Annotated in this window: 22 protein-coding genes; 10 read left to right on the top strand and 12 right to left on the bottom strand. The window is 39.2% G+C overall.

From position 1 onward, the window contains the following. Nucleotides 1-2,649, top strand: a complete 2,649-nt coding sequence (locus CSV72_RS09215; protein WP_099678086.1) for an MMPL family transporter — start codon at nt 1-3, stop codon at nt 2,647-2,649. A gap of 103 nt (nt 2,650-2,752) precedes the next feature. Further along, the gene (locus CSV72_RS09210) at nt 2,753-3,952 is read left to right on the top strand and encodes an NAD(P)/FAD-dependent oxidoreductase (RefSeq protein WP_233191200.1); all 1,200 of its coding nucleotides are present in this window, start codon (nt 2,753-2,755) and stop codon (nt 3,950-3,952) included. 80 nt (nt 3,953-4,032) lie between these two features. On the opposite strand, the gene CSV72_RS09205 is transcribed toward CSV72_RS09210, so the two are convergent. The 4 genes from CSV72_RS09205 to CSV72_RS09190 form a co-directional block, all read right to left on the bottom strand. Then, nucleotides 4,033-5,355: a CitMHS family transporter gene (locus CSV72_RS09205; RefSeq protein WP_099678085.1), complete on the bottom strand. Its 1,323-nt coding sequence runs from the start codon at nt 5,353-5,355 to the stop codon at nt 4,033-4,035. 188 nt (nt 5,356-5,543) lie between these two features. Next, on the bottom strand, nt 5,544-6,245 hold the full coding sequence (locus CSV72_RS09200; protein ID WP_099678084.1) for a response regulator: 702 nt from the start codon (nt 6,243-6,245) through the stop codon (nt 5,544-5,546). 16 nt (nt 6,246-6,261) lie between these two features. Beyond that, nucleotides 6,262-7,902: an ATP-binding protein gene (locus tag CSV72_RS09195; protein ID WP_099678083.1), complete on the bottom strand. Its 1,641-nt coding sequence runs from the start codon at nt 7,900-7,902 to the stop codon at nt 6,262-6,264. Between the two features lie 329 nt (nt 7,903-8,231). Continuing rightward, on the bottom strand, nt 8,232-9,131 hold the full coding sequence (locus tag CSV72_RS09190; protein ID WP_099678082.1) for a diacylglycerol/lipid kinase family protein: 900 nt from the start codon (nt 9,129-9,131) through the stop codon (nt 8,232-8,234). 131 nt (nt 9,132-9,262) lie between these two features. On the opposite strand from CSV72_RS09190, the gene CSV72_RS09185 reads away from it, so the two are divergent. Beyond that, nucleotides 9,263-9,820 (top strand): DUF488 domain-containing protein, encoded by a 558-nt coding sequence (locus tag CSV72_RS09185; RefSeq protein ID WP_099678081.1) that lies wholly within the window; start codon nt 9,263-9,265, stop codon nt 9,818-9,820. 33 nt (nt 9,821-9,853) lie between these two features. Here CSV72_RS09185 and CSV72_RS09180 read toward each other — a convergent pair whose 3' ends face one another. Then, nucleotides 9,854-10,219 carry a DUF2188 domain-containing protein gene (locus CSV72_RS09180; protein WP_099678080.1) on the bottom strand — a complete coding sequence of 122 codons (366 nt, stop codon included), beginning with the start codon at nt 10,217-10,219 and terminating at the stop codon, nt 9,854-9,856. Between the two features lie 371 nt (nt 10,220-10,590). Here CSV72_RS09180 and CSV72_RS09175 point away from each other — a divergent pair, with 371 nt between their 5' ends. Both CSV72_RS09175 and CSV72_RS09170 read left to right on the top strand, forming a co-directional pair. Continuing rightward, on the top strand, nt 10,591-10,782 hold the full coding sequence (locus CSV72_RS09175; protein WP_233191198.1) for a hypothetical protein: 192 nt from the start codon (nt 10,591-10,593) through the stop codon (nt 10,780-10,782). Continuing rightward, on the top strand, nt 10,775-12,193 hold the full coding sequence (locus tag CSV72_RS09170; RefSeq protein ID WP_099678078.1) for an amidase: 1,419 nt from the start codon (nt 10,775-10,777) through the stop codon (nt 12,191-12,193). The genes CSV72_RS09175 and CSV72_RS09170 overlap by 8 nt, the downstream gene beginning before the upstream one ends. Nucleotides 12,194-12,532: 339 nt before the next feature. Here the strand turns inward: CSV72_RS09170 and mgtE are convergent, their stop codons facing one another. Further along, nucleotides 12,533-13,891 (bottom strand): magnesium transporter, encoded by a 1,359-nt coding sequence (mgtE, locus tag CSV72_RS09165; protein WP_099678077.1) that lies wholly within the window; start codon nt 13,889-13,891, stop codon nt 12,533-12,535. A gap of 302 nt (nt 13,892-14,193) precedes the next feature. Then, complete coding sequence (locus CSV72_RS16730) at nt 14,194-14,331, bottom strand: hypothetical protein (RefSeq protein WP_158232185.1); 138 nt, start codon at nt 14,329-14,331, stop codon at nt 14,194-14,196. Between the two features lie 273 nt (nt 14,332-14,604). On the opposite strand from CSV72_RS16730, the gene CSV72_RS09160 reads away from it, so the two are divergent. Further along, nucleotides 14,605-15,186, top strand: coding sequence for a 3D domain-containing protein (locus CSV72_RS09160; RefSeq protein ID WP_099678076.1), 582 nt, complete (start codon nt 14,605-14,607; stop codon nt 15,184-15,186). Between the two features lie 117 nt (nt 15,187-15,303). Here CSV72_RS09160 and CSV72_RS09155 read toward each other — a convergent pair whose 3' ends face one another. From CSV72_RS09155 to CSV72_RS09145, 3 genes are all read right to left on the bottom strand, one after another. Further along, nucleotides 15,304-16,716 (bottom strand): GGDEF domain-containing protein, encoded by a 1,413-nt coding sequence (locus tag CSV72_RS09155; RefSeq protein ID WP_099678075.1) that lies wholly within the window; start codon nt 16,714-16,716, stop codon nt 15,304-15,306. A gap of 247 nt (nt 16,717-16,963) precedes the next feature. Further along, complete coding sequence (locus CSV72_RS09150) at nt 16,964-17,263, bottom strand: hypothetical protein (protein WP_099678074.1); 300 nt, start codon at nt 17,261-17,263, stop codon at nt 16,964-16,966. A gap of 91 nt (nt 17,264-17,354) precedes the next feature. Next, nucleotides 17,355-17,831 (bottom strand): VanZ family protein, encoded by a 477-nt coding sequence (locus CSV72_RS09145; protein ID WP_099678073.1) that lies wholly within the window; start codon nt 17,829-17,831, stop codon nt 17,355-17,357. Nucleotides 17,832-18,154: 323 nt separating this feature from the next. Between CSV72_RS09145 and CSV72_RS09140 the strand changes: the two genes are divergently transcribed. Together CSV72_RS09140 and CSV72_RS09135 are read left to right on the top strand one after the other, a co-directional pair. After that, nucleotides 18,155-19,141 (top strand): S-layer homology domain-containing protein, encoded by a 987-nt coding sequence (locus CSV72_RS09140; RefSeq protein WP_099678072.1) that lies wholly within the window; start codon nt 18,155-18,157, stop codon nt 19,139-19,141. A 185-nt stretch (nt 19,142-19,326) separates the two neighbouring features. Further along, entirely contained in the window at nt 19,327-20,832 is a 1,506-nt protein-coding gene (locus CSV72_RS09135; protein ID WP_099678071.1) for an FMN-binding glutamate synthase family protein, read from the top strand. Nucleotides 20,833-20,871: 39 nt separating this feature from the next. Here CSV72_RS09135 and CSV72_RS09130 read toward each other — a convergent pair whose 3' ends face one another. Continuing rightward, entirely contained in the window at nt 20,872-21,555 is a 684-nt protein-coding gene (locus CSV72_RS09130) for a C40 family peptidase (RefSeq protein ID WP_099678070.1), read from the bottom strand. A 183-nt stretch (nt 21,556-21,738) separates the two neighbouring features. After that, nucleotides 21,739-22,368 carry a YflT domain-containing protein gene (locus CSV72_RS09125; protein ID WP_099678069.1) on the bottom strand — a complete coding sequence of 210 codons (630 nt, stop codon included), beginning with the start codon at nt 22,366-22,368 and terminating at the stop codon, nt 21,739-21,741. Between the two features lie 282 nt (nt 22,369-22,650). Between CSV72_RS09125 and CSV72_RS09120 the strand changes: the two genes are divergently transcribed. Beyond that, on the top strand, nt 22,651-22,992 hold the full coding sequence (locus CSV72_RS09120; protein WP_099678068.1) for a hypothetical protein: 342 nt from the start codon (nt 22,651-22,653) through the stop codon (nt 22,990-22,992). 303 nt (nt 22,993-23,295) lie between these two features. After that, on the top strand, nt 23,296-23,880 hold the full coding sequence (locus CSV72_RS09115; RefSeq protein ID WP_099678067.1) for a TetR/AcrR family transcriptional regulator: 585 nt from the start codon (nt 23,296-23,298) through the stop codon (nt 23,878-23,880). The last annotated feature ends 83 nt before the right edge of the window (nt 23,881-23,963 follow it).

Genomic DNA, 23,963 nt, shown 5'->3' with positions numbered 1-23,963 from the left:
GTGAAAACGATAGTGAAATTCAAATGGCCTATTGCGATCGGTATCGTGATACTGACTGCAGTTTTATTTATACTAGCACCTGATTTGGCAAAGCAGGCGGAAAAAGCAGGTTCCTTCCAATTGCTCGACTCAGCAGATTCCCAAAAGGCTGCACAAATGCTAGAAGATGCGGGTGAAGCAGATGAAACCATTTCGCTAGTTTATGATCTCGATCAACCGGCAGATAAAGCAAAGAAACAAGAAATCTCCGCGACTGCCAAAGAGATTACGAGTGCTAGCAAGATTGTGACGGATGTTCTAGATCCGTTTGAAAGTGAAGAAATGGAAGCACAGCTCGTTTCTGAAGATCGGAAAATTGTATTGCTTCCGATCACGGTAGACGGAACAGATGATGAAATCATTCAGTTGGCTGAAAAGATTAAAAAGGATATCGTTTCTACAGAAGATAAAGTGTATATGACGGGCGAAGCAATCATTAATAATGACGTCAATGAAAGTGCGCAAGAAGGGCTGAAAAAGACTGAAATTATTACGGTTGTATTGATTTTCGCATTATTGCTCATAGTTTTCCGTTCGATTGTGACACCATTTGTTCCATTAGTGGCGGTAGGGATCACCTATTTGTTAAGTCAGTCATTCGTAGCGTTCTTCATTGACTGGTTTGGATTCCCGGTTTCGAATTATACCCAAATATTCTTAGTAGCGATTTTATTCGGACTTGGAACGGATTATTGTATTCTGTTATTAAGCCGCTATAAAGAAGAGTTATTAGCTGGACATGAAGTGGAAGAAGCCATTATCAATACGTATAAAACGGCAGGACGCACACTTTTCATTAGCGCACTTGCTGTATTTATCGGTTTCGCGGCAATCGGATTTGCAGACTTCCCGATATTTAAATCGGCAGTCGCAGTAGCAGTTGGGATTGCGGTGTTGATGCTCGTCCTATTCACTGTCGTACCACTGTTGATGTCCATTTTAAAAGACAAATTATTCTGGCCTGCAAAAGGTGCAGCTACACATAAAGATAGTAAATTGTGGATTGCATTCAGTAAATTATCCGTTATGCGGCCACTGCTTTCGATGTTAATCGTAGCGATCATCACAATTCCACTACTATTGACGTATGACAATGATTTATCATTCAATACGGTAGATGAAATTGATGGAAGTAAAGAGTCTGTAATGGGATTAAATCTTATTTCAGATGCTTTTGGTGAAGGGGATTCACTACCCGTACAAGTATTGTTAAAGAAAGATTCTCCAATTGTTAAGGAAGGGGATATTACCTATTTAGAAGCGATATCTCGAGACTTGGAGAAAGTAGAAGGAGTCAAAAGTGTTCGTACGGTTACAAGACCAACTGGTGAATTGTTGGAAGACTTATATGTAGATCATCAAATCGGTTTGATGGCAGATGGCTTGAAACAAGCGAATGATGGAATACAAGAAATTCGTTTAGGATTGGCAACGGTGCAGTATAATTTACGCGACGCAGCTAATCAATTGCCTTCTGGCGGAACGGGTGGCGGCGTCGGACTAATCCAAGCCGCAAACGGTATTGAACAAATCAATGGTCAGCTAGCACAGATTTCTGGTGGACTGCAACAAGGACTTCCTGCGGCACAAGCATCTGGAGGGTTGGATGCTTTAGGTAATGAATTGGATAAGATCAGTAAAGGTATTGCAGGAGCTGGATCACAGATCAACCAAAGTGGTTCGCTAATTGGCCAATTAAAAGGTGGTTTGAAGCAGCTAGGCAGTGGTGTCAAAGCTTCCAAGGATGGTTTAGCGGAAGTGACGACAGGTCTTCAAGAAATTGCGGATATGCTCGATGATATGGCGGATACGAAAAGTGTGCGTGACACGGGTTTATTCATTCCAAAAGGGACGCTTGATAATGAAGAGTTTACACCCGTCATTGACCGCTATACATTCGATGACGAAAAAGGCATCCTGATGGAAGTCATCTTGAAGGAAAACCCGTATTCTCGTGAAGCTATTTCGACGGTACATGATATTAAAGATTCGGTGAAGCGCTCGGTTATCGGTACGCCATTTGAAGATGCAGATCTAGCCTTTAGTGGTATTTCAAGCATGAACTCGGACTTGAGTGATATTTCATCCGCTGACTTTACGCGTACTGTCACCATTATGTTAATAGGGTTATTCATCGTTCTATTTGTCTTATTCCGTTCGGCGATCATGCCATTGTATATGATTGGTTCATTGTTGCTAACATATTACACGGCGATATCTATTACGGAATTGATCTTCGTCAACGGTCTTGGCTATGACGGAATCAGTTGGGCTGTTCCATTCTTCGGATTTATTATGCTGATTGCGCTTGGTGTAGATTACTCGATCTTCTTACTCGATCGTTTCCGCGAAGAGAGTATTGGGGGTATGAAGGTCAGGGAAGCCTTGATGCATTCTATGGCGAAGATGGGTACGGTAATTATTACGGCAGCTGTGATTTTAGCAGGGACATTCGGTGCAATGATGCCTTCAGGCGTCTTGAGTCTCATGCAAATTGCGACGATTGTTATTTCGGGATTACTGCTCTATGGTTTAATTATTTTACCACTGTTAATTCCGGCTATTACGGTTTCATTCGGCCGCGGTGTTTGGTGGCCGTTTAGAGGATAAAGGAAGAGGTGCTCAGCTACTGACTGAGTACCTTTTTTGTCTATGTTTATAGGGCCAGTCATACAGGGTAAAGAAAGTAAAAAGAATAGATTGGAGATTGCTCATGATGAAGTTACATACAGGGTCATTATATTGGGAGTCGACTTTTACTAAAGAAGATTTTGTAAAAGTGAATCGTCAAGATATGTATGATATCGCAATAATAGGTGGCGGGATGTCGGGGGCATTGACTTCATACGTGCTAGCGAATGAAGGCTATTCGATCGCGTTGATTGAACAAGAGGAAGTTGGTGGGGGGAGTACTTCTGCCAATACTGGTTTATTACAGTTCTCCAACGACATTATGTTGCATGAATTGATGGAGCAAATTGGCGAAGAGAAAGCCGTGGAGTTTTATCAGGCATGTAAAAAAGCAATGGAAAATTTGCAAGACGTCGCGGAGCATGCACCGTTTGATGTTCAATTTCATACACGCGAAAGTTTATACTATGCTAGCACAGAGGAAGATGTAGCTAGATTGCGTAAAGAATACGTAGCGTTAAAAAAATATGATTTTCCGGTAGAGTTTTGGGAACCTGAAGACATTGAAGCGCACTTCCCGTTTTCGCAGCCCGCAGCTATCGTAACAGCAGGGGATGCTGAAGTGAATCCTCTGCGTTTGTGTATGGGTGCGATTCATTACGCATATGAAAAGGGTATGGATATATTTGAACATACCGAAGTGTTTGGAATCCATGACACAGAAGAACGTGTACTCATAAAAACGACGAATGGCGAATTTCAAGCGAAATCGGTCGTTGTCACTACTGGTTATGCACCGACACCTGACATGAAGATTCCTCAAAAAGACTTAAAAGTAACGTATGCAATCTCTACACAGCCAATAGACGATTTGTCATTCTGGCATGATCGTATGATGATATGGGAGACGAAACGACCTTATTTATATATGCGATTAACCGATGAAAATCGTATCGTGGCGGGTGGTTTGGATCAAAATATGGATACATTACCAAGCTCACAAGAAGAAATCGATAAGAAGTTCGCTCAATTAAAGAAAGAGTTACAAGAGCTATTTCCTAATCAGAAGCTCGATTTTGAATATAAGTGGACGGCATTATTCGGTGAGTCAACAGATGAATTACCAGTCATCGGGCGTCATCCATTCGAGCCGAATATATACTACCTGATTGGATTAGGTGGTAACGGAACGGTCTACAGTATGTTAGGTGCGTATTTATTGCGTGATGAATTGGCAGGGAAGTCGAATCCTAATGAACCTATATTGGAGATTGAACGTTAAAAAAGCAACTGGAGAAAATTTCTCCAGTTGCTTTTTACGTGTATTTACATGGAAAATAGTATCTTTACAGACTAGTTAACTTAAAATGTGATAACACCCATAGCCATTGTAATTAGGAATAACACGATACTGAACCCCCACATGATGAGGAATGAGTAGCGGATATGCTTTCCCATTTCCAAACCTGCAAGCCCTAATGCTAGCCATAAAGCAGGAGAGAAGGGGCTAACAAATGTACCGATAATGTTTCCGACAATTAGTGCATACGCGATGGAAATCGATGGAACACCGAAGCTAGAGACAACTTGTTCTACAATCGGCAGTAATGCGAAATAATACGCATCCGTACTGAGCAATAGATCGAACGGAACACCGAAGAGCCCGATAATGATATGCAAATATGGCACAATGATTGCCGGCAGCACTTTTACTAAATCTGTTGCGATGGAATCTAGCATATTAGCACCGTTAAGAATACCTAGGAATGAACCGGCCGCTAGAATGATCGCTGCCATAAGTAGAGCATTCGGTGCGTGCGCCTTAATACGATCCATTTGTTCATTCACAGAGCGATAGTTTAATGGAAGCGCGATACTGAATCCAACCATAAAGATAAAGCCTGCTGGCACTTTTCCCCAAACGAGTAATCCGATAACGCTTACGGCAATAATCACGTTGATCCAAAGCATTTTTGGACGAAGAAGAAGAATGCCTTCAGAGTCTACTTTTTGCTCATCTTCTTCTATCTCATCCAGGTCGTCATCAAAAAATCCACTTGCTACCTTCTTAGCGATGATTCGCTTTTCGCGTAAACCGAGTATGAAAGCAAATGCGATTAATAATAGGAGACCGACGATTTGGATTTTGATTAGTGGACGCCACAATTCTGTAACGTCGACACCAAGCACAGCTGCTGCTCGTCCAAGGGGGCCACCCCACGGAACCATATTGACAATACTTGCTGAGATACCAACGAGAAGTAGTAGTAAATAAGGATTCATTTTCAATCTTTTATAGAGTGGTAAAAGCGCTGGGATTGTAATTAAGAATGTGGAGGCACCTGAGCCATCCAACTGTGCAATAGCCGCGATTACTACTGTCGCCATGGCAACAGCCACTACATTTCCACGTGAGATTTTAATCATCGTATTAATTAGCGGGTTGAATACACCTGCATCCTGCATAACACCGAAGAACAGAATAGCAAAGATGAACATAATGACAACGCTGATCACAGATTCAATTCCACTGTTGAAGAAATCCCCAATTTCCTTGAAGTTGAAGCCGGCAAAGAATGCGCCGAAGATGGGAACAATGACCAGACCGACAATAGGGGTAATCCGGCCACTGATCAGTAATGCCACGATAATAAAAATAGTCAGTAATCCAATAATACTTAACATAGCGATTTCCCTCCAATGGATAAAATAATGAAAGAAAGATGTAAGCGGATACAAAATAGAAGTATCTGAATATACTCTCTTAAGCTGTCCATAATGTACCATGTCGAAAAGTCGCTAAAAAGCTTGTGATCATAAGGCGGATATAGTTTTTATTATGCATTTTGTTCATTTTGTTCACGAGCAAGCATTTAGAGCTTGATATACGTACGTTCCGGTCTACCGACATCCCCATAATGCAATTGAGCTTTTGCTTTTTCGGCGAATACAAGGTATTCCAAATATCTTCTTGCGGTAGACCGACTGACGCCAGCTGCTTCGCCAGCATGAGCAGCAGTTATTCCTTCAGTTGAACATTGTAGTAATACGTTTTCAATGCGCTCAAGCGTAAGGCGATCTATACCTTTTGGCAATCCATCAGTTGAAAGGGGTGGGGTTTGTTGCATCTCGATACCAAATAATATGCGATCAAGATCTTCTTGCGATAGTTCGCTTTTTGATGATAGCAATACTTTACTAGAACGGTACCGTCTAAATGATTCTGCAAACCTCTCAGGTTCAACGGGTTTGATTAAATAATCCAACACACCTCCGTGGAGTGCTTCTTGTACTGTATTTGTCTCTTTCGCAGCTGTTAGTAGCATAATATCAATGGTGGGGAATTCCCTCCGCAAACACCAAAATAAATCGAGTCCCGGGCTGTCGGGTATGTAGACATCCAATAAAATTAGGTCAGGTAGCACTTCTGACTGCCGCAGAAAGGCAATGGTCTCTGACGCTGTCCTTTGTTCCGATACGACTTCATAGCCAGTAATCTGTTCAATTAGTTGGCGGTTAATCTTCGCCACTCGAAAATCATCTTCAACAATTACAACTCGTATAGTACTGATCACCGGGAGAATCCCTCCTTCAATTATCTTTTGGCAACGAAATTACAAAGTAAGTACCGCCCAGTTCACTCGGTTCAATGGACAGCTGACCGTTCGCAGCTTCAATTGCATTCTTTGTAAGAGCTAGACCGAAACCTCTTTCGGTTCCAACTTTTGTCGAGAAACCACGGGTTACCACTTTATCAAGAGATGCATCATCGATACCCGGCCCAGCGTCGTCAATTTCAAACAGCAGATCTTGTCCGATATCAGTAAATGAAATCGATATTTCTCGGGAAATGGCGTGTTCGTCATGTACCGCATCAAATGCGTTATCAAGTAGATTTCCGATAGCCGTTAGCAATGCTTGGCGGTTCACGTCGGATACTTTGGAATGTAATTGGCTGTCCGGTTGGATGGACACATTGATTTGTAATTCGCTCGCTTGACTAAGCTTTCCGACAAGCAGACCGCTAATATATGGATCATTTATATTATCAAGCAATGTGTTTGTCCAGTGTTGTTGAATGCTAGTTTCTTGTCGGATAAAATCGAGTACTTCATCCTTTTTGTTTAACTGCGTCAGTCCCATGATCGTATACAATTTATTAGCAAATTCATGTGTCTGTGAACGCAGGGCATTAGCATATTGTTGGATATGCGTTAGTTTTTTCGTTAAATTCTCGATCTCGGTTTTATTCCTAAAAGTGGCGACTGCACCGAGCAATTCATGTTCGTAGAAGATTGGCACACTGTTTACATACACGATGTGGTTGCTAAAAACTTTTTCCTGATCAAAGACGGATTCACCATGCTCCAGCACATAGGGCAGATCTGAATTCGGAAAGCTCTCTTGTATAGGTTTACCGATCCAGTTATCGGTTTGCTGTTCGTCGCCTGTCAAAATTTTCAACGCAGCGGAATTGACCATCGTAATTCGGCCCTCCTTATTAATAGCAATAATGCCTTCATGTATTGAATGCAAAATCGTTTCTTTTTGAAAGAGTAAATGCGAAATCTCTTCAGGCTCCAATCCGAATAACAAGTTCTTTATATAATTCGCAATCAGCACGGCACCAATGATCGCGGCTGTGCAAACGCCTAGAAGAACAAGCCAGATTTCCTTGCTATACCCCCAAATGATTGTATCAATGGAGTCTACTAGGAACCCTACCGAGACAACACCCACAATCTCACCGTTTAAATAGACCGGAGCTTTTGCACGAAGTGAGTTACCTAAAGATCCGGTTGATTTGGAAGTATAGGATTCCCCGTATCGTAAAGCACGTTCGTTATCTTCACCGATCATTTTTTCACCAATTCGATCGGGAGTCGGGTGGGCATAACGGATTTCCTGTTGGTTACCCACAACGATAAACTCTGCGTCTGTCTGGGCTTGAATTTTCTGCATGATCGGCTGGATGATAGCGGAAGGATTATCCGATTCAAAGGCTTGAGAAATCTCGGGTATCACCGCCACACTCTTTGCAACACTGAGCGCCCTTTCACCAATTTGAGTTTCTAATGTATCAGTAACGAAGAAACTCATGAATCCGCCAATCAGCAGAATGATTGCAATAGAGAGCGCACCTATTAAACTGATCATTTTCAGATGAAGATTGACAAACGGTCTGTCTTTTGTTCGATGATTGGATAAATCTTCTTTACGGATACGGATCATGTCGAACCCCCGGTAAACATGTTAGTAGATATAGAATACCATGCTATGTGAAATATTAAATGGTATTGTTCATTAAAAAGAATAGGTGAGGGATAAAGGTTGGAGGTATACACAGTTAACTGTTCTATACATAGAAAAGAAGAGTTTCCTTACTGACTAGCGATGCAGAAATAACGTCTTGAGCACAGCATCGATTAGTAGTCTGGAAGGACAACTCAGCGTGGAAATAAATAACTTCACTTATGTACCAGATGGGATAGTACGATTTTGCAGTAGGATTTGGAATTTACATAAGGGAGTGCGATATAGCCAATTGCAGAGTTATTATCTTAGAGCGCGTTTACATGAATCATTCGTAAATGACCAGGTAACACGGTAATTTGCTGTGCAGTTTCTTCATACATTTCTCCGTCCATATCGACCTTATTCCCAATAGGTTGCATGATTTCTAGAGCTGTGACTTGAATGTATTCGAGTTCGTTTAATTGCTCATTTTCCACAGTCGGATTTTGTAACGCAAATAATTCGCGAAAAGCAGCTAAGTTGGAATCACGCACAATTAAAACATCTAATTTACCATCAAAAGGAGATAGAGAAGCGATGGGAAGTTGAGTTGTACCGATATAGCGACCGTTAAGAACGAATAGTAAAATAGCGTCACCTTCTAACTCAGTGTCCGTAGATTGGATTTTATAATGAAATGGTTCTGTCCGATTCAGCGTACGTAATGTACTGAGCACATAACTGATAGAACCAAGACGTTTCTTTTCATCTGAATTGATGTTTTCTGATGTTTCGGTGACAAGTCCGATACCCCAAAAATTCATAAAGTAGTGCTCGCCAACTTTCCCGATATCGGTATCGATAATGGAGCCATTAAGTAGAGAAGTAGCTGCTTCGTTAAGAGATTGCGGAATACCTAAAGTACGGCTGAAATCATTTGATGTACCACCAGGTAATATTGCGATGATAGGACGTATAGCAAGAGGTGCGATACTATTTAAGCAAGTGTGTACAGTGCCGTCACCGCCAAGTATGATGAGCAAATCGACTTGGTCGCTATATTTTACGCAAGCTTGTTGAAGTTGTTCTTCGGAAGTAGTGTTCAACACGATGAGTTCATCTACTGCTTGTGCAAAAATATGGAGTGTCTTCTCAAGCTTTAGATGTGTATCATCTTCTCCAGCTGTCTGATTATAAACAAAGAGTGCGCGGTTGAAATGAAGCATAAGTGTCACTTCCTTTTTTCCTTTAGTATTCCCTAATTCAAGATGTAGAAACCATGCGTTGAAATGAAGTAAAGCAAATGGTTATTTATGAAAATCTCGGGGAATGGTAAATATAAAAGGGGTGAGAATATATGGATATCTATACAGTTGGTCATTCCACGCATACAAAAGAAGAGTTTTTGAAGTTATTGGATGATGCACGTATTGAGAAGTTAGTCGATATCCGTGCGTTTCCTGGTAGTCGCAAATTTCCGCATTTCCATGAGGATCGGATGAAAGTATGGTTACCTGCACATCATATCGCCTATGAACATTGTGGTAAGTTAGGTGGTCGTAGAAGGAAATCCAAAACAATTGATGATGAAATAAATGATGGTTGGAACAATCAATCGTTTCATAACTACGCGGATTATACGTTGACAGAGGAATTTCGAGAAGGAATTGCCAACTTGATGAAGGAAGCTAAAGAACAGCGAATTGCCATATGCTGTTCCGAACGGCATCCGGCAAGATGCCATCGCTTGTTGATTAGTAATTGGCTAGCTACACATGGTTGGAATGTGAAACACATTATAGATGGCCCGAAAGAAAAGGCGTTGATAGAAAACCATGTCGTAGGAAAGTGGGGTGCGGAACCTGTAGTGACAAAAGATGATGAAGTAACATATCCCCCTGATAAGGAAAAATAACAGGAAAGCCCTATGAAGCAAAGGGCTTTCGTGTTATTCGTACAATGTTTTATCGTGCGATCCATCTGCATGATAAACAGATAATATACCTTCGTGTTCTGTAACGTACTTTTTTGCCTTTTCAAGTAAAGCTAATTTAGTATCTTCTTTAAATAGGACATGACCGCTCCCGGACTTTTTGAAAATCCACTCATCTTCCCGAGGCTTTACTTCATAATGCACACGACCTTCACTACTACCTTCTACATATTCATGGGCTTTCGTAGTGGCTATAGATATAGCGCGATCTTCTTCATAATTCTCACGCAGCAAAGCGTTGGCAATTTCAATCGCTTTATTACGTACTTTGGGATTTAGATTTTTTAATGAAGCAGGGTAATCCTGTTTGCTCCATGGCATCAGACATCACCTCCTGTTTCAATAATCCCCCTTTTCATCCAACATAAACAACTAAATAGGAGAAATGCGAACGATCTGAAATGTGATAATCGGCTAAAGTAATGAAGAGTACTAAATTAATTTTTTATACAGCTGATCAAAATGTTGCTAACTGTTTCTGTTCCTATGTCTAGAGGTAGAGATTTGTTTTACTCATTCATACTAAAGAAGGATTAACTGTTACTCAATTTACAATAGTTTGATTATTCATTTATTGAATGATAGAGTATATATATTCTTACGTACTTAGCAATTTAGCTTTGTTTTGATAGTCGACCATTTCTTGTGATCTCAATAGGATAACCCTATAAAGATAAATATTAACTTGAGGAGTGAAGGTATTGTCTCTGTCCGTTAAGCAATTATTGGATAACAAAGGGATTCAGGCCAAGCCCGAGCATCTAGAAGTCTTGGAAAGTCGCTGGAAGGGGATGCAAGAGTTAAGAGGAACATTAGAAGGTGTGAAAATCGAAGACGCCGATATCGGACTTCGAAATATCCCCGGAGGTGATCATATTGGCTAAAGAATTGATTCAGAAACCGGTGGAAGAATTGGCGCCGCTCTTAAAAGATGGATCATTATCGCCAGTTGAGTTAACTAATGCTGTGCTAGACCATGCTGAAGAAACGCAACATACAATAAACGCTTATATGACAATCTACCGCGAGGAAGCGGAACAGTCGGCACGTGAAGCAGAGAAAGAAATTAAAAATGGAAATTATCGAGGGATGTATCACGGAATTCCGATGGCTTTGAAAGATAATTTATATTTTAAAGGTAAAGTCACCACCATGTCTTCTAAAATTCATAAGGATTTCATTCCAGAAGACGATGCGACTGTAGTAAGCAAGTTAAGAGATGCAGGAGTCATTTTCACTGGTAAACTGAGTATGCATGAATATGCTTGGGGAATTACAAATAATAATCCTCACTACGGAGCAGTTAGAAATCCTTGGAACACGGACATGATTCCAGGTGGTTCGAGTGGCGGCTCAGGTGCAGCTGTTTCGGTTGGTTCAAGCGTCGCTTCTCTCGGAACTGATACAGCGGGATCTATCCGAATCCCATCATCCATCTGTGGTATTGTCGGTTTAAAGCCAACGCACGGGCGTGTCAGTAAATACGGATGTTATCCGTTGGCGTGGTCGCTTGATCATATCGGGCCGATGACAAAGACAATCAAAGATGCAGCTGGGATGATGGATATCATTTCAGGGTATGACGAAAAAGATCCAACTTCTATTAATACACCTGTTGATCAATACTTGGAGAAGATTAAGGGCGACGTAAAGGGTCTGGTCATTGGTGTAAATGAAGAATATTTCTTCAATGAAGTGGACAACGAAGTGGATCAAGTAGTGCGTGGAAATATTAAAGCACTAACTGATCAGGGGGCGAGAGTTGAAGTGGTGAAGATTCCAACTCTAAAATATGCAGAGTGGGCGGAGCTTGTCACGTCACTTTCAGAAGCGTCTACAATTCATCACGAAGACATGTTGAAGCGGCCACAGGATTTCGGTGACGATATCCGAATGCTGTTTGAGCTTGGTGAACTACCATCAGCTGTTGACTATCTTCAAGCACAGCAAGTACGTCGTCAACTTAAGCAGGAATTCGAGGAAGTATTCCAAAAAGTTGATGTGCTTATAGCGCCGACATTGCCAGTAGTAGCTAGTAAAATCGGCGAGGATACTGTAGAGCTGAACGGCAACCAAGTGGACCTAATTGACAATATTATACGCTTTACTGGACCAGGTAATTTAACAGGTCTTCCTGCATTATCAGTACCAGGTGGTTTCAAAGGAGACCTTCCAGTCGGAGTGCAAATTATTGGACCAGCTTTCTCAGAAGCGTTGTTGCTTGATGTTGGTTATGCAATCGAGCAAACAAATCCTATGAAGAATAGGAAACCACCTTTACTCTTAAAGGCATAATAAAACAAAAAGCCCCGCGGTCAACCCATGGCCGCGGGGCTTTTTGTTATGTACTCGCTCTTCGACGAAGCGGTACAGACTATTCGACTTTACTTCTTCGCTATCACAAACCCAGCTGCACCAAACTTCAACCCAAATCCGTTTGTGCAATTGCTGTTACTAGTAGTATAACCTATCAAAAACGTAATAAACGCAAATCATCAAACTGTGAAGAATGTCATCTTTCTGTAGTGTTTGGCATCAAATTGAGATAAGTTACATGAACCTTACACTAACCTTTCATTAACATATAGTATGCGGAATGTTCTAATTATATACACGAGTGATCAGAATATTCAATTACATTAATTTCGAGATAAACATCGTCGCAATTCCAAAATAAATCAGTAATGAAAGGATGTCATTGATCGTCGTAATTAAAGGGCCCGAAGCTACAGCTGGATCTATTTTGAATTTATTGAGGATTAAAGGAATAACCGTTCCTGCAATCGTTCCAATAATCAGTGTGGCCACTAAAGAGGAACCGACTACTAATCCTAGTGTAAAACTACCTTGCCATACATAGGCGATCACGGAGATGACGGTACCACAGACGACACCTAATATAATACCGACAAGTAATTCTCTAAAGACTAAGTGTAGCGACTTTTTCATATTCAAGTCTTCAGATACTAGTCCACGTACCACGACCGCTAATGATTGTGTTCCTGTGTTACCAGTCATTCCCGCAATCATCGGCATAAAGAAGGCGAGAGCGACAACCGCTTCCAACGTTTCTTCGAATTTAGAAATGATACTACCTGAAACGAGTCCGATAAATAATAATAGAATGAGCCAAGGGAGTCTACGATAGGCTGCTACTAAAGGTTTTGTGTTGAAGTCGATAGACTTACCGGAAGCAAAAAGCATTTCAATATCTTTGTTTGCTTCTCTAACAACTAAATCAAGTACTTCATCAGCCCGTATGATTCCCACCAATATATTCTTTTCATTGACAACAGGTAGTGATACGAAATCAAATCGTCCAATCATTTTGGCTACTTCGCCTTGATCAGTCGTATCAGATACCTTTGCAAGACCGGTCTCCATAATTTCTGTTACAATACAATCTGCCTTAGCGAGCAATAAATCACGGTAGGAAAGCACACCTACTAATTGCTTTTCATCATTAATGATATATACGTAATTTAAGTAATGAGCAAAGGATTCATAATGCTTAAGCTTTTCAATCGTTTTTTCAACAGTGTATGACTGATGAACCCATACATAACGCGTCGTCATAATCCGTCCTGCTGAATCAACTGGATACTTTCGGCGCTGCAAAATATTTCTCTTTTCTTCTAGGCGTAATTTAGCTATGAGTTTATCCGCTTGTTTATCTGATAGATCAGACAAAAGGTCGGACAAGTCTTCACTTTTCATTCCCTCTAGCAGTTCTGTAGAACGAATTGGCCCGACTAAATCCAGTACGCGTAACTTTTCATTTTTTGAAAGAAAGCCTAGCATCTTAACCAATTGATCTTTATCCAATACTTCTAAAAATGTAGTATGTCGTTTTCGTGGCAATCGTTTATACTGAGCAGCTATTTCTTTAGGTTGTAGTTCTTTAATTGCTTTTTTCACGGATTCCAGATTACCATCTTTGATTAATTGTATAATTGCTCGTGAAACATCATCTTGATCCCAAATCACCGGCATGTAACGCACCTCGCTTATTTGTAAATAACTATAGTCAATCATTCCCTACTATAGAAGGAAAGAAACCACATGACGCAAAGGAAGTTATTTTAGCCAATAAAAAAGCCTCCAAAGAGACTTTTTTGAATGAATTGAGTGTGTTTTTGTCAACTAATATTGAATCAGTTAAAGGATTATAGCTATAATTTTTAGCTAGTGGATTCGGGTCGATCAATGGATTTCGTTCGATTGCTCCTCGAGTAGGTTTGTGAATTTGATCTGTTATATAGGAAGTATGTGTTATTTTGGCATATAGATGTAAGTCAACCAATTCCGTATTCGAAATGATCATGATAGTGATATGTTTCTTCTTCGGAGGTACCCATTCCAATCAACGCAACCGCAAGGCGGCCTTCGATAGCATGTGTGACTGTTTGTTCAACTACATATCTTTTCTTCATAGAGTAGATCTTCCTTCAAATTAGTAGAATATGTTTTTTGCATTACTTATAAAACTCGCCCATACAATCTAATTAAAACTTGAAATTGTATGGATATATCAAAATGTAATATAGAATGCAGGACTTACTACCCCAATTGTCATTTAATTCGAATGGAAAACACGTTATTTGTAATATATTAGTAGGTACTGTCATTGCATTGTTTCACGTTTGTAATCTAACTGTAATATAGACTTGGTAAGATAAGGCTATCAAATCGTTAGGGGTGGCATATTGAAGAAGTTATTATTTGCAATGACAGTAGCCATGTTAATCACAGTATTCACAAGCGGGATGAATGAAACATCGGCCGCAGCATCAGTTCACACAGTTAAAAAAGGTGACACACTATATAAAATCTCTCTACAAAACAATGTGTCTGTCTCTAATATTCAGAAATGGAATAACTTAAAATCAACAGTTATTTATCCAAATCAAAAATTGCGTTTAGTAAAGTCTTCTAAAGTGGCGGCAAGCACACCGAAGAAACAAAGTGCACCATCTCGTTCAAATGGAGATAGTGTATCGAAAGAACTTATGGTAAGCGCAACAGCATATACAGCACATTGTAATGGTTGTTCAGGTATTACAAGAACAGGCTTGGACCTACGTAAAAATCCAAACTTGAAAGTAATTGCAGTAGATCCACGTGTTATCAAATTAGGAACAAAAGTTCACGTTGAAGGTTACGGATATGCTATCGCTGGAGATACTGGCGGAGCAATCAAAGGTAATAAAATCGACGTATTCATTCCAACTAAATCAGCTGCCTACCAATGGGGCCGTAAAAACGTAAAAGTAAAAGTTCTTAATTAATATATTGAAAGCCTACATAGCATTCTTGCTGTGTAGGCTTTTATTATTGAAGATTTTTCTTTTTCTATTTTGACAAGAAAAAACATGAATCCCGTTATACTGGTATCCATGTTTGAATTATATGAATGAAACGACTTGGTTCTTGCCATTCTTTTTTGCTTTATAAAGGGCGAGATCCGCTAAGTGAAATAGATCATTGAAGGCATTCATACTGCGCATTTTATTGTCACTGAGTCCTATGCTAATAGTTATTGGAATGGGTATCACATCTGAAGTAGATGACAATGACTCAATTTTTCCGGCAAGTAAAGTAGCTTTTCTTTTTGCATTAGCCAAAGAAATGTCTTGCATAACTAAAACAAATTCATCGCCACCGAAACGAGCTAGTACATCTTCTTTTCGTATTTCATTAATAGAAGTATGAGCAACAAATTTAATGGCTTCATCGCCAATTAGATGACCATATGTGTCATTGATAGTTTTTAAATTATCGATGTCGAATACAATACAAACTACGGATTTATTAGTTGTTTTGGCTTCCGTCAACCATAGGTTAGTTGTTTCTTCCAAATACTTCCGGTTATAAATGCCTGTTAAGTAATCCTTATTTTCATTGGTTTTACTAGAAGACCCTTGCAGACGGATTTGCAATTCGAGCGCAGCTTTAACTAATTGACTGTCTTCAATTTCATGCAATAAATCGATATACTCCTTCTGAATAATTGCTAATTCATCAAAACTACATAGATTTTCTGCCAACACAATTCGTTTTTGCTGGATATCTTTCAGTAAAGAATAATCTTTCAGTTTTTCCTCACGTTGTTTTGCCATCGTATAAAAGTGGAAAGCCTTTTCGGGCTCACCAATTAAATCATAGAATCTACCTTTTAAGATTTCAAGAAAAGCTATTTCACGTGGGTGATGATTCATAGTAGGTAATTGGCGCAAATAATCAAGACTAGTCATAGCAAGAGGAGCATTTTGTAGATTAATGGCGGATTCAATCAAGTGTAAATGCGCTCGAATCAATAGATTTTCTCTGTTTACATCTTTCATCTCTGCGAAAGAAACCGCTAATTGTGCAAATTCCAAAGCTTGATCATATTGTTCTATCTTATTGTGCAAAAGGCTTAGTTTATTGTAGGCCATGCTGACATAAGCATAATCTTCATTCTCGACCGCTATGGATAGCATGTCTTCCAATAACTTCTGCCCTCTGTCATAATCTAAAGCAAAAAAGCTGACGAAATATTGCAAATAATAAGAACGCATACAATCGGGCCTCTTGCCATGCAAAACACATTGTGTATGATGCTCTTCTATATGAAAGAGAATTTTTTCAAAATCACCTGTGTAATAATGAGAGATCGCACAAATGTAATGCGCAGATAAAACGGCATCATTGTTTGAAGATGATAGACCAGTTTTTAATAGATTTTCTGCATGTTTAATGACTAGGTCATAGCGTCCTTCGTTTCTTGCTCCATTGATTTTGCTATAAATAGCCGTTATCTCATTTTCCCTTGCCATAGCTGTTCTCCTCCGATATAGGAAGTTTTAGTATTTTATATAGATTTAATGTAATGTTCTTTATTTCCATAAGTGTAATGCTATTATACCAGTTGAATAATAAAATGACATATTAGAAAGTACCTATTTAACAAGCGTTTAACGAAAAGTAGTATAGACAATAGTTATACTTACCCCGTAGTGTAAAAGTATAAACGTCCTACCTCAGAATATGAAGTAAGACGTTAGATTATACACTGTATATTTCTTAATTGGATTGGATTTGTTTAAATATAGAAATGAAGTGTTCTGGTTCTTCTTCGATTTCAAATGTAAAAACACCTTCATTTGTATGAAGATAAAATAATCCTGTATGACCGGAGAAAGGGCGATAGGATATATCAAAAACGTTCTTTAGAGGGAAAATTCGCTCGGACGTCGTAATCCGATCTTGGAATAAGCAAATTGTGTGATAAGACTTTTGGTGCGTTTGTTCTATGCGGTCCACGACTCGGTGGATGGAAATATAACCTAGCGAAAGAATTTGCTGATCATCTGAGTTATTCATTAGATAACCTCCTGTTTCGTCAATATCATAACACAGAGTCTGTGCTCATAAAAACGTTAGGAATACTATTGACCTAATTAATACTATGGATCTAATTTTTACGTAATTGATTGGCTAAACGAATAAACACTAGAAGCAAAAGAAATGTTACGGCCCCTGCTGTATCTAAATAAACGTCTTGCATCGTAGCTGTGCGGCCTCCTGTAAAGTATTGGTGCAATTCATCAGCGCATGCTAATAGAAAGGTAAATAGAGCAGCCAATAATATGCGGCTCTTACTCTTAGGTAATAGCCAATAAATGACTAAAGATAAAAATCCAAACGTGATGAAGTGTGCAGCTTTTCGGATCAAGAATTCTACAAAATGATAATATCCACGTTCTTCAATAGAAATGGTTCTATTCCAATAAGTAAATTCCCATGTGGATAAAGAATTTATGCCGGGCTCGTTTGGTAGCAATTCTTGTAATGTTGAAACAAGTGATTGTTGTTCGTATGTCTGACTAGATGAGATCGACAGTCCGACTATAATGCTGATTAATAAAAGAAGCGCGAGTAATTTTTTCATATAGGAATTGTATCATGAAAAGCAACTTATCATGTAAGCCATGTATATTTCACTTTGGTTACAAGTAGATGTCCATAGTTAATTGTGTGATATGTCCACTATGCTTCAGGAGGAAGTTTTACAATTCAAGAGAATAATTTCTGTGATATCTCTTACCGACTGTGTAAGGGTATGCTACTATATAACTTAAGTAGCCAATAATCTCTCGATGTATGTTTGTTCTGCTGAACTAGTAATTTTGGTGAAATGGAAACAGGGTGATTTTATACTATTGTGTAAACAGCCTGCAATCGTGGTCGTAAACAAAAGGAGGAAATGTTTTCATGAAATCAAAATCGAAAAAGAAATTTAATAAGTATCTAACAGGTATAGCATCAGCGGCATTAGTAGCATCAGTGGTTGCTCCAGTTGTCACTGCAGCAGATTATACTGACGTGGCAGAGAATAACTCACACAAGAATGCTATAGAAGCACTATCAAAAGCGGGTGTTATCTCTGGTTATCCGGACGGTTCATTTAAGCCAAATAAAACCTTAACTCGTTCTGATGTAGTGAAGTTAATGGGGAAGTGGCTAGTATCAATGGATTACAAAGTTCCCACAGACTATAAGACAAATCCACGTTTCACAGATTTAACTGCAAAGTCCAATGATGAACTCTTACAAGCAGCTGCAATTGTTAAAGACAATAACGTTTTCAGAGGATATGAAGATGGATCATTACATGCAACGGGATCCATTACGCGTGAAAACATGGCGATTGTTTTGGTTCGTGCTTACGACTCAGTTAACAAAACAAATTTATCAGCATATGTACAAAAACAAAAGTTTACTAAAGATGTAATAGATTTGAATAAAGCTAAAGCTGAAGCACATACTGCAATTGACGTACTCGACTTCTTTGACATTACGAATCCAGCTGCACCAAACTTCAGACCAAAAGATACAACAACACGTGCACAATTCGCTTCATTTCTTTATAAAACTTCACAAGTAAAAATGCCAGACGGAGAAGCACCGGAAGTAGCTGAAATTACCTCTGTTGAAGCAATTAGTGACAAGCAGATTGAGTTAAAAGGAAAGAATTTGCAAGTGCTAAAGGCTGAACAACTGACAATTGAGGGTAATGAGCTAGCTTCTTTTAAAGCCAATGGAGACGGAACGAAAGCGGTACTAGATTTAAAAAACGAACTCACGTCGGGTAATGAGTGGACGCTTACTTTGACGACAAAAGCTGAAACTGAAGGACAACCAGATACAATCACTTCTTATAAGTTCACATACGAATTTAAAGTAGAGGAAATCTCATAAGCTTTCAACTTAAATGAATGGCGGAATTTCTGCAAAGCAGTCTGAAATGAATCTATAACAAAGAAGTATTATGTATGCCCTCGCCCTATTCCTTGAAGACATTCAAGGAATAGGGCTTTTTTGCGTTTAATTAGCTACTTATCATGGGTACAGGTAGAGTACAGACAATCAGAAAGGAGTGAAGCTTGAATTGGTTAGAAGGTATTAATTTTACAACTTCACTAGTAGTGCTGATCATATTAGCGATTCCGATTAGTATAGGCATCTTTTTATACTTCTATGATCGTAGTCAAAAGCAACATGCTATTTTACGTAACTATCCTATCTTGGGAAGGGTTCGCTATATGTTTGAAAAGGCGGGTCCGGAAGTTAGGCAGTATTTATTCAATGGTGATAATAGCGGCAAGCCATTCAGCCGCGAAGAATACCTACATATGGTGATGCCGGGGAAGTATTTAAATAGTGTCATCGGGTTTGGGTCTAAACGAGACTTTCAAGAGCCAGGTCACTACATTCGCAATGCCATGTTTACGAAGCAAAATGAAGAAATGCGTGTGGATAATGATAATCTATTGAGTACGATGCGCTATGAAGTCGACACGGACAATTTATTCTCGCGTAAAGAACATCGTGAAGAAGTGACCACATGGCCTTGGCTATTACCCGAGGAAGATGCGATTGTATTAGGTTCGAATTGTGAGCATCCATTTGTCGTGCGTAGCTTATTAGGTCAGTCCGGTATGAGTTACGGAGCACTCGGAGACCATGCGATTACTGCATTATCTAAAGGTATTGGTATGGCCAAAGGTGCATGGATGAACACGGGTGAGGGCGGCGTATCCGATCATCATTTGATAGGCGTAGCAGATATTATTGCGCAGATTGGCTCAGGGTTATTTGGATTCCGAACAGAAGATGGACAGTTCGATATTGAAAAAGTGAAAGAGAAAGCACAAATACCGCAAATTAAAGCGTTTGAAATTAAGTTGGCCCAAGGAGCAAAAATGCGTGGGGGACATGTAGAAGGAGAGAAGGTTACAGAAGAGATTGCGGCTATTCGAAATGTGAAACCTTATACTTCTATTAACAGTCCAAATCGTTTTAAGCAGTTCCATGATTATCCAACGTTGTTTTCATTCATTGAAGATATCCGTCATGCGGGAGGCAAACCTGTGGGCATCAAAATAGTTATAGGCGGAAAGCAAGATGCTGAAGATGGTGCAGAAGGTGGGTCGGGGGCTACCTATCAAGACTTGGCGGACAGTGTAGGCTTACCACTTCGTTCGTCCCTCATTTTGCTAGATGATGCGTTACGTAAGTTTGAAGTGCGTGATCGAGTAAAAGTGATTGCATCAGGGAAAATCATCACACCTGATAAGGCTGCGATTGCCTTGGCTTTAGGTGCGGACTTGATACAAGTTGCTCGTGGCTTCATGATTTCAGTAGGTTGCATCATGGCAGAGCGATGTCATACGAATACATGCCCAGCTGGTGTGGCAACGACGGACAAGAGTTTACAGCGAGCACTTGTTGTAGAAGAGAAGAAATTCCGTGTGACCAACTATATTTTGACGATGAGAGAAGGATTATTCCGTGTGGCGGCCGCTGCAGGTTTGGATTCTCCCACCAAGTTTGAACGACATCATGTAATCTATAAAGATGAGCGCGGAAACATCCATTCAATTGAATAAAAAACGACCCGATGAATGATCATCGGGTCGTTTTACTGATTATAATCTTCTGAAACTATTGAATTTAGATTTCCAGTATGGATTGTTTAGATTCACCACTTCGGATTTCTTACCACCTGCATGAACAAATTTATTGTTACCAACATAGATTCCTACATGCGAAATACCTTTGCGGTATGTGTTATGGAAGAATACTAAATCTCCAGGTCTTGGTGATTTAATTTTTGATGATTGTTTGAATTGTCCAGTTGTTGTTCGAGATATAGACTTGCCATTTTTCTTGAATGAATACTGGATGAATCCACTGCAATCGAAACCTCTAGTTGTAGTTCCGCCGAAACGATATGGGATTCCACGCAAGTTCATTGCTGTTTTCACAACGCCAGATCCTCCGCCTTTAGTAGGTGAAGCCGCTGCTACTGCTTTGCCTGTAGATCTCTTTAATAAGGAACTTGAAACATATCCTCTTTTACCATTGATCTTAACTTTATACCACAATTGTTTACCTGCATATTTTTGATGTGTCAGTTGAACACGAGTACCTTTTTTTAATGTGAAGACTCTTCTATGTTTTGTTCCAGCATCTGCACGTACGTTTGCATTATGTATTGTTATGTATGTACCACTCTTAGCTGTAGCTTTACTTGCCGCATCTGCTGTACCGCCTGAGAATCCGACGAACATGGCTGATGCCATCAAAATTGAACATAAAAACTTTTTCATGAATGACTCTCCTCCGAAGTAATAGATATCACTTTCTAGCTGCAAGTAATATCTTACACGACAGATTACGAGTTAAACATTACGTTCATATTAAGAAGGTGTTACAAGAATCGTGTTTTGTAAACAAAATGTAACAAAGTGAAGAACCTTCCTATAGTAAAGGAAGGCTCATAACAAATGGGATTATTCTTTTGGAAGAGTGGAAGGCCCTTTATCCTCTATTTGTTCGGATAATACGGCATCCTCTTCTTCAGAAGTAAGATCATTTGTCTGGATTGTATCGTCTTGAGTAGTAGCCACCAGAATTTCTGGATGAGGTGAGTTTTGCAAAGGTTCATATCCGCCATAAGACGGTTCAGATACCGTCTCATCAATAAATGGATCTGTCGCTTTAGTGGAGTCAATGATTGGCTTAGATACATTAGGCGATAATCCATCTGTATAGAAAGGTTCATTTTTCGAATATACGCTGAAAGCCAATCCTTCATCTACATATAGCATCATGCCACCGTGTTGGACTTCTTCGTAATAACGGTCTACTTGAATCGTATCCATCCCGATGCCATACATCATTTGTTTAATATGATTTTCTCCAGTTAAGAATCCTATAAAGCGATCTTTCCAAGTATCATATGCTGAGTATACATCCGCGCCAGTTCTGCTACGTAGCATGGATACATCGGTTTCATTTTTAGCGATTACATAAATGTTATCATCAAGGTAACCCGTTTCTTTTAATTCCTCTATCTTGCTTAGAAGGTCAGCATCGTTATAATATACACCAATAAATGTTTTGCTTATGAGTTCATCCATTGTAAAGCCTCCTTCTTTTATAGTTGCTTTATATAATATACCCGTTTCGCGTTCTTCAAAAACCTGTAGGTAGTTGGTAAAAGATTGCTTATGATTATAAACATGAAATAATAAATTGAATGACTTTACAAAGAGTAGTTACCTCCTAAATATTTGTCAATGATTTATCGATATGGTAATGTGTGAAATATAAAGAACTACAGAAAAGGACGGTTTTTCATGTATAAAAGACTGATGTATGTTCCTCTTTGTCTATCATTTTTGTTATTGGGAGCATGTAATGTGGATTCAGATAAAATAGAACCAGAAAAAACCGATCCTGTACCAAAAGTTGTTAATGAAGATATAGAAAAATCGGATATGAAAATAATTGATAATGATTTAAAAAAAGAATTTGAAAAAGAAGAGGGGGTATCTGAGCTTAGTTTAGTCATTACAGAAGATGCAGGAGGATTTATATTATTAGATTTTGAGGTGGATGAGGACATGAAACAGGAAGAAGCGAAACTCATCACTAAAAGATATTATGAAAGATTAGAAAAAGAATACTCCGCATATAGCATTGATATCCAAGCACGCAAAAGTGGAGAAACTTTCGTACATGAAACTAAAGAAGTCAAATAATGAATGTGGAAATACCGTCCTATTAAAAGGGCGGTATTTTTATCGTTAACACTTATAGATTATTATTCAACTTTTTCACTATCAAAACATCTGATAATAGTTTTAATGTGTACTTTGCATCAAATGATGGTAGATTTGAAGAGTATTAAATAAATGTAAAAGTAATCATCGTCACCATGTAGATGGTTACTTTTTATATTGCTGTACGCGTACTGACTGCTACATTCATGAATTTAGTTAATTTGTTAGAAAAGAATCATTGCGATATACTAATTAGAATCTATAGAGAGAGTGGGGAATTCATTGGGGAAAAAGACAGCGATAATACATTCAGCTATAGAAGTATTTCAAGAACAGGGAATTGAGAAAACGAAGATCTCGGATATCGTCAAGCGTGCAGGAATCGCACAAGGGACGTTTTATTTATACTTTCCATCAAAGTTATCCCTTATGCCTGCAATTGCGGAAGTGATGGTCATGAAAACGATTGAAATAGTCAAAGAAACGGTTGATGATGAAGCGACGTACCCAAAACAGTTCGAACAAATGGTAGAGGCAATATTCGAAGTGAACAAAGAGTATTACGAAATATTGGCCGTCATTTATTCAGGCATTGCTTCAACAGAACATATTCGGGAGTGGGAATCGGTATACGCACCATTTTATGAATGGGTCAGTGAAAAACTTGAAGCCGCCAAAAAGGCAGGTGCGGTTCGCCAATCGATTAAACCTGACCGGACAGCAAAGATCATTATCGGTCTTATTGAATCGACGGCCGAGCAAGTATTCCTGTATGCACAACATGATGAAAGTGAAGCCGATAGACAGAAAGAAGAAGTCCTTGATTTTATGTCGTATGCACTGCAATTTCAAACAGTGAAAGGTTAACATAGCAAAATGTTAGCTTTTATGTTAAAATGAATGATAGTCAGTCATAAAGATGTGATGAGAAATAAAATTGGAGTGAATAG

It is taken from the genome of Sporosarcina sp. P20a, from assembly GCF_002743175.1.
Taxonomy (GTDB): Bacteria; Bacillota; Bacilli; order Bacillales_A; family Planococcaceae; genus Sporosarcina.
This window is presented reverse-complemented; position numbering and strand designations above follow the sequence as displayed.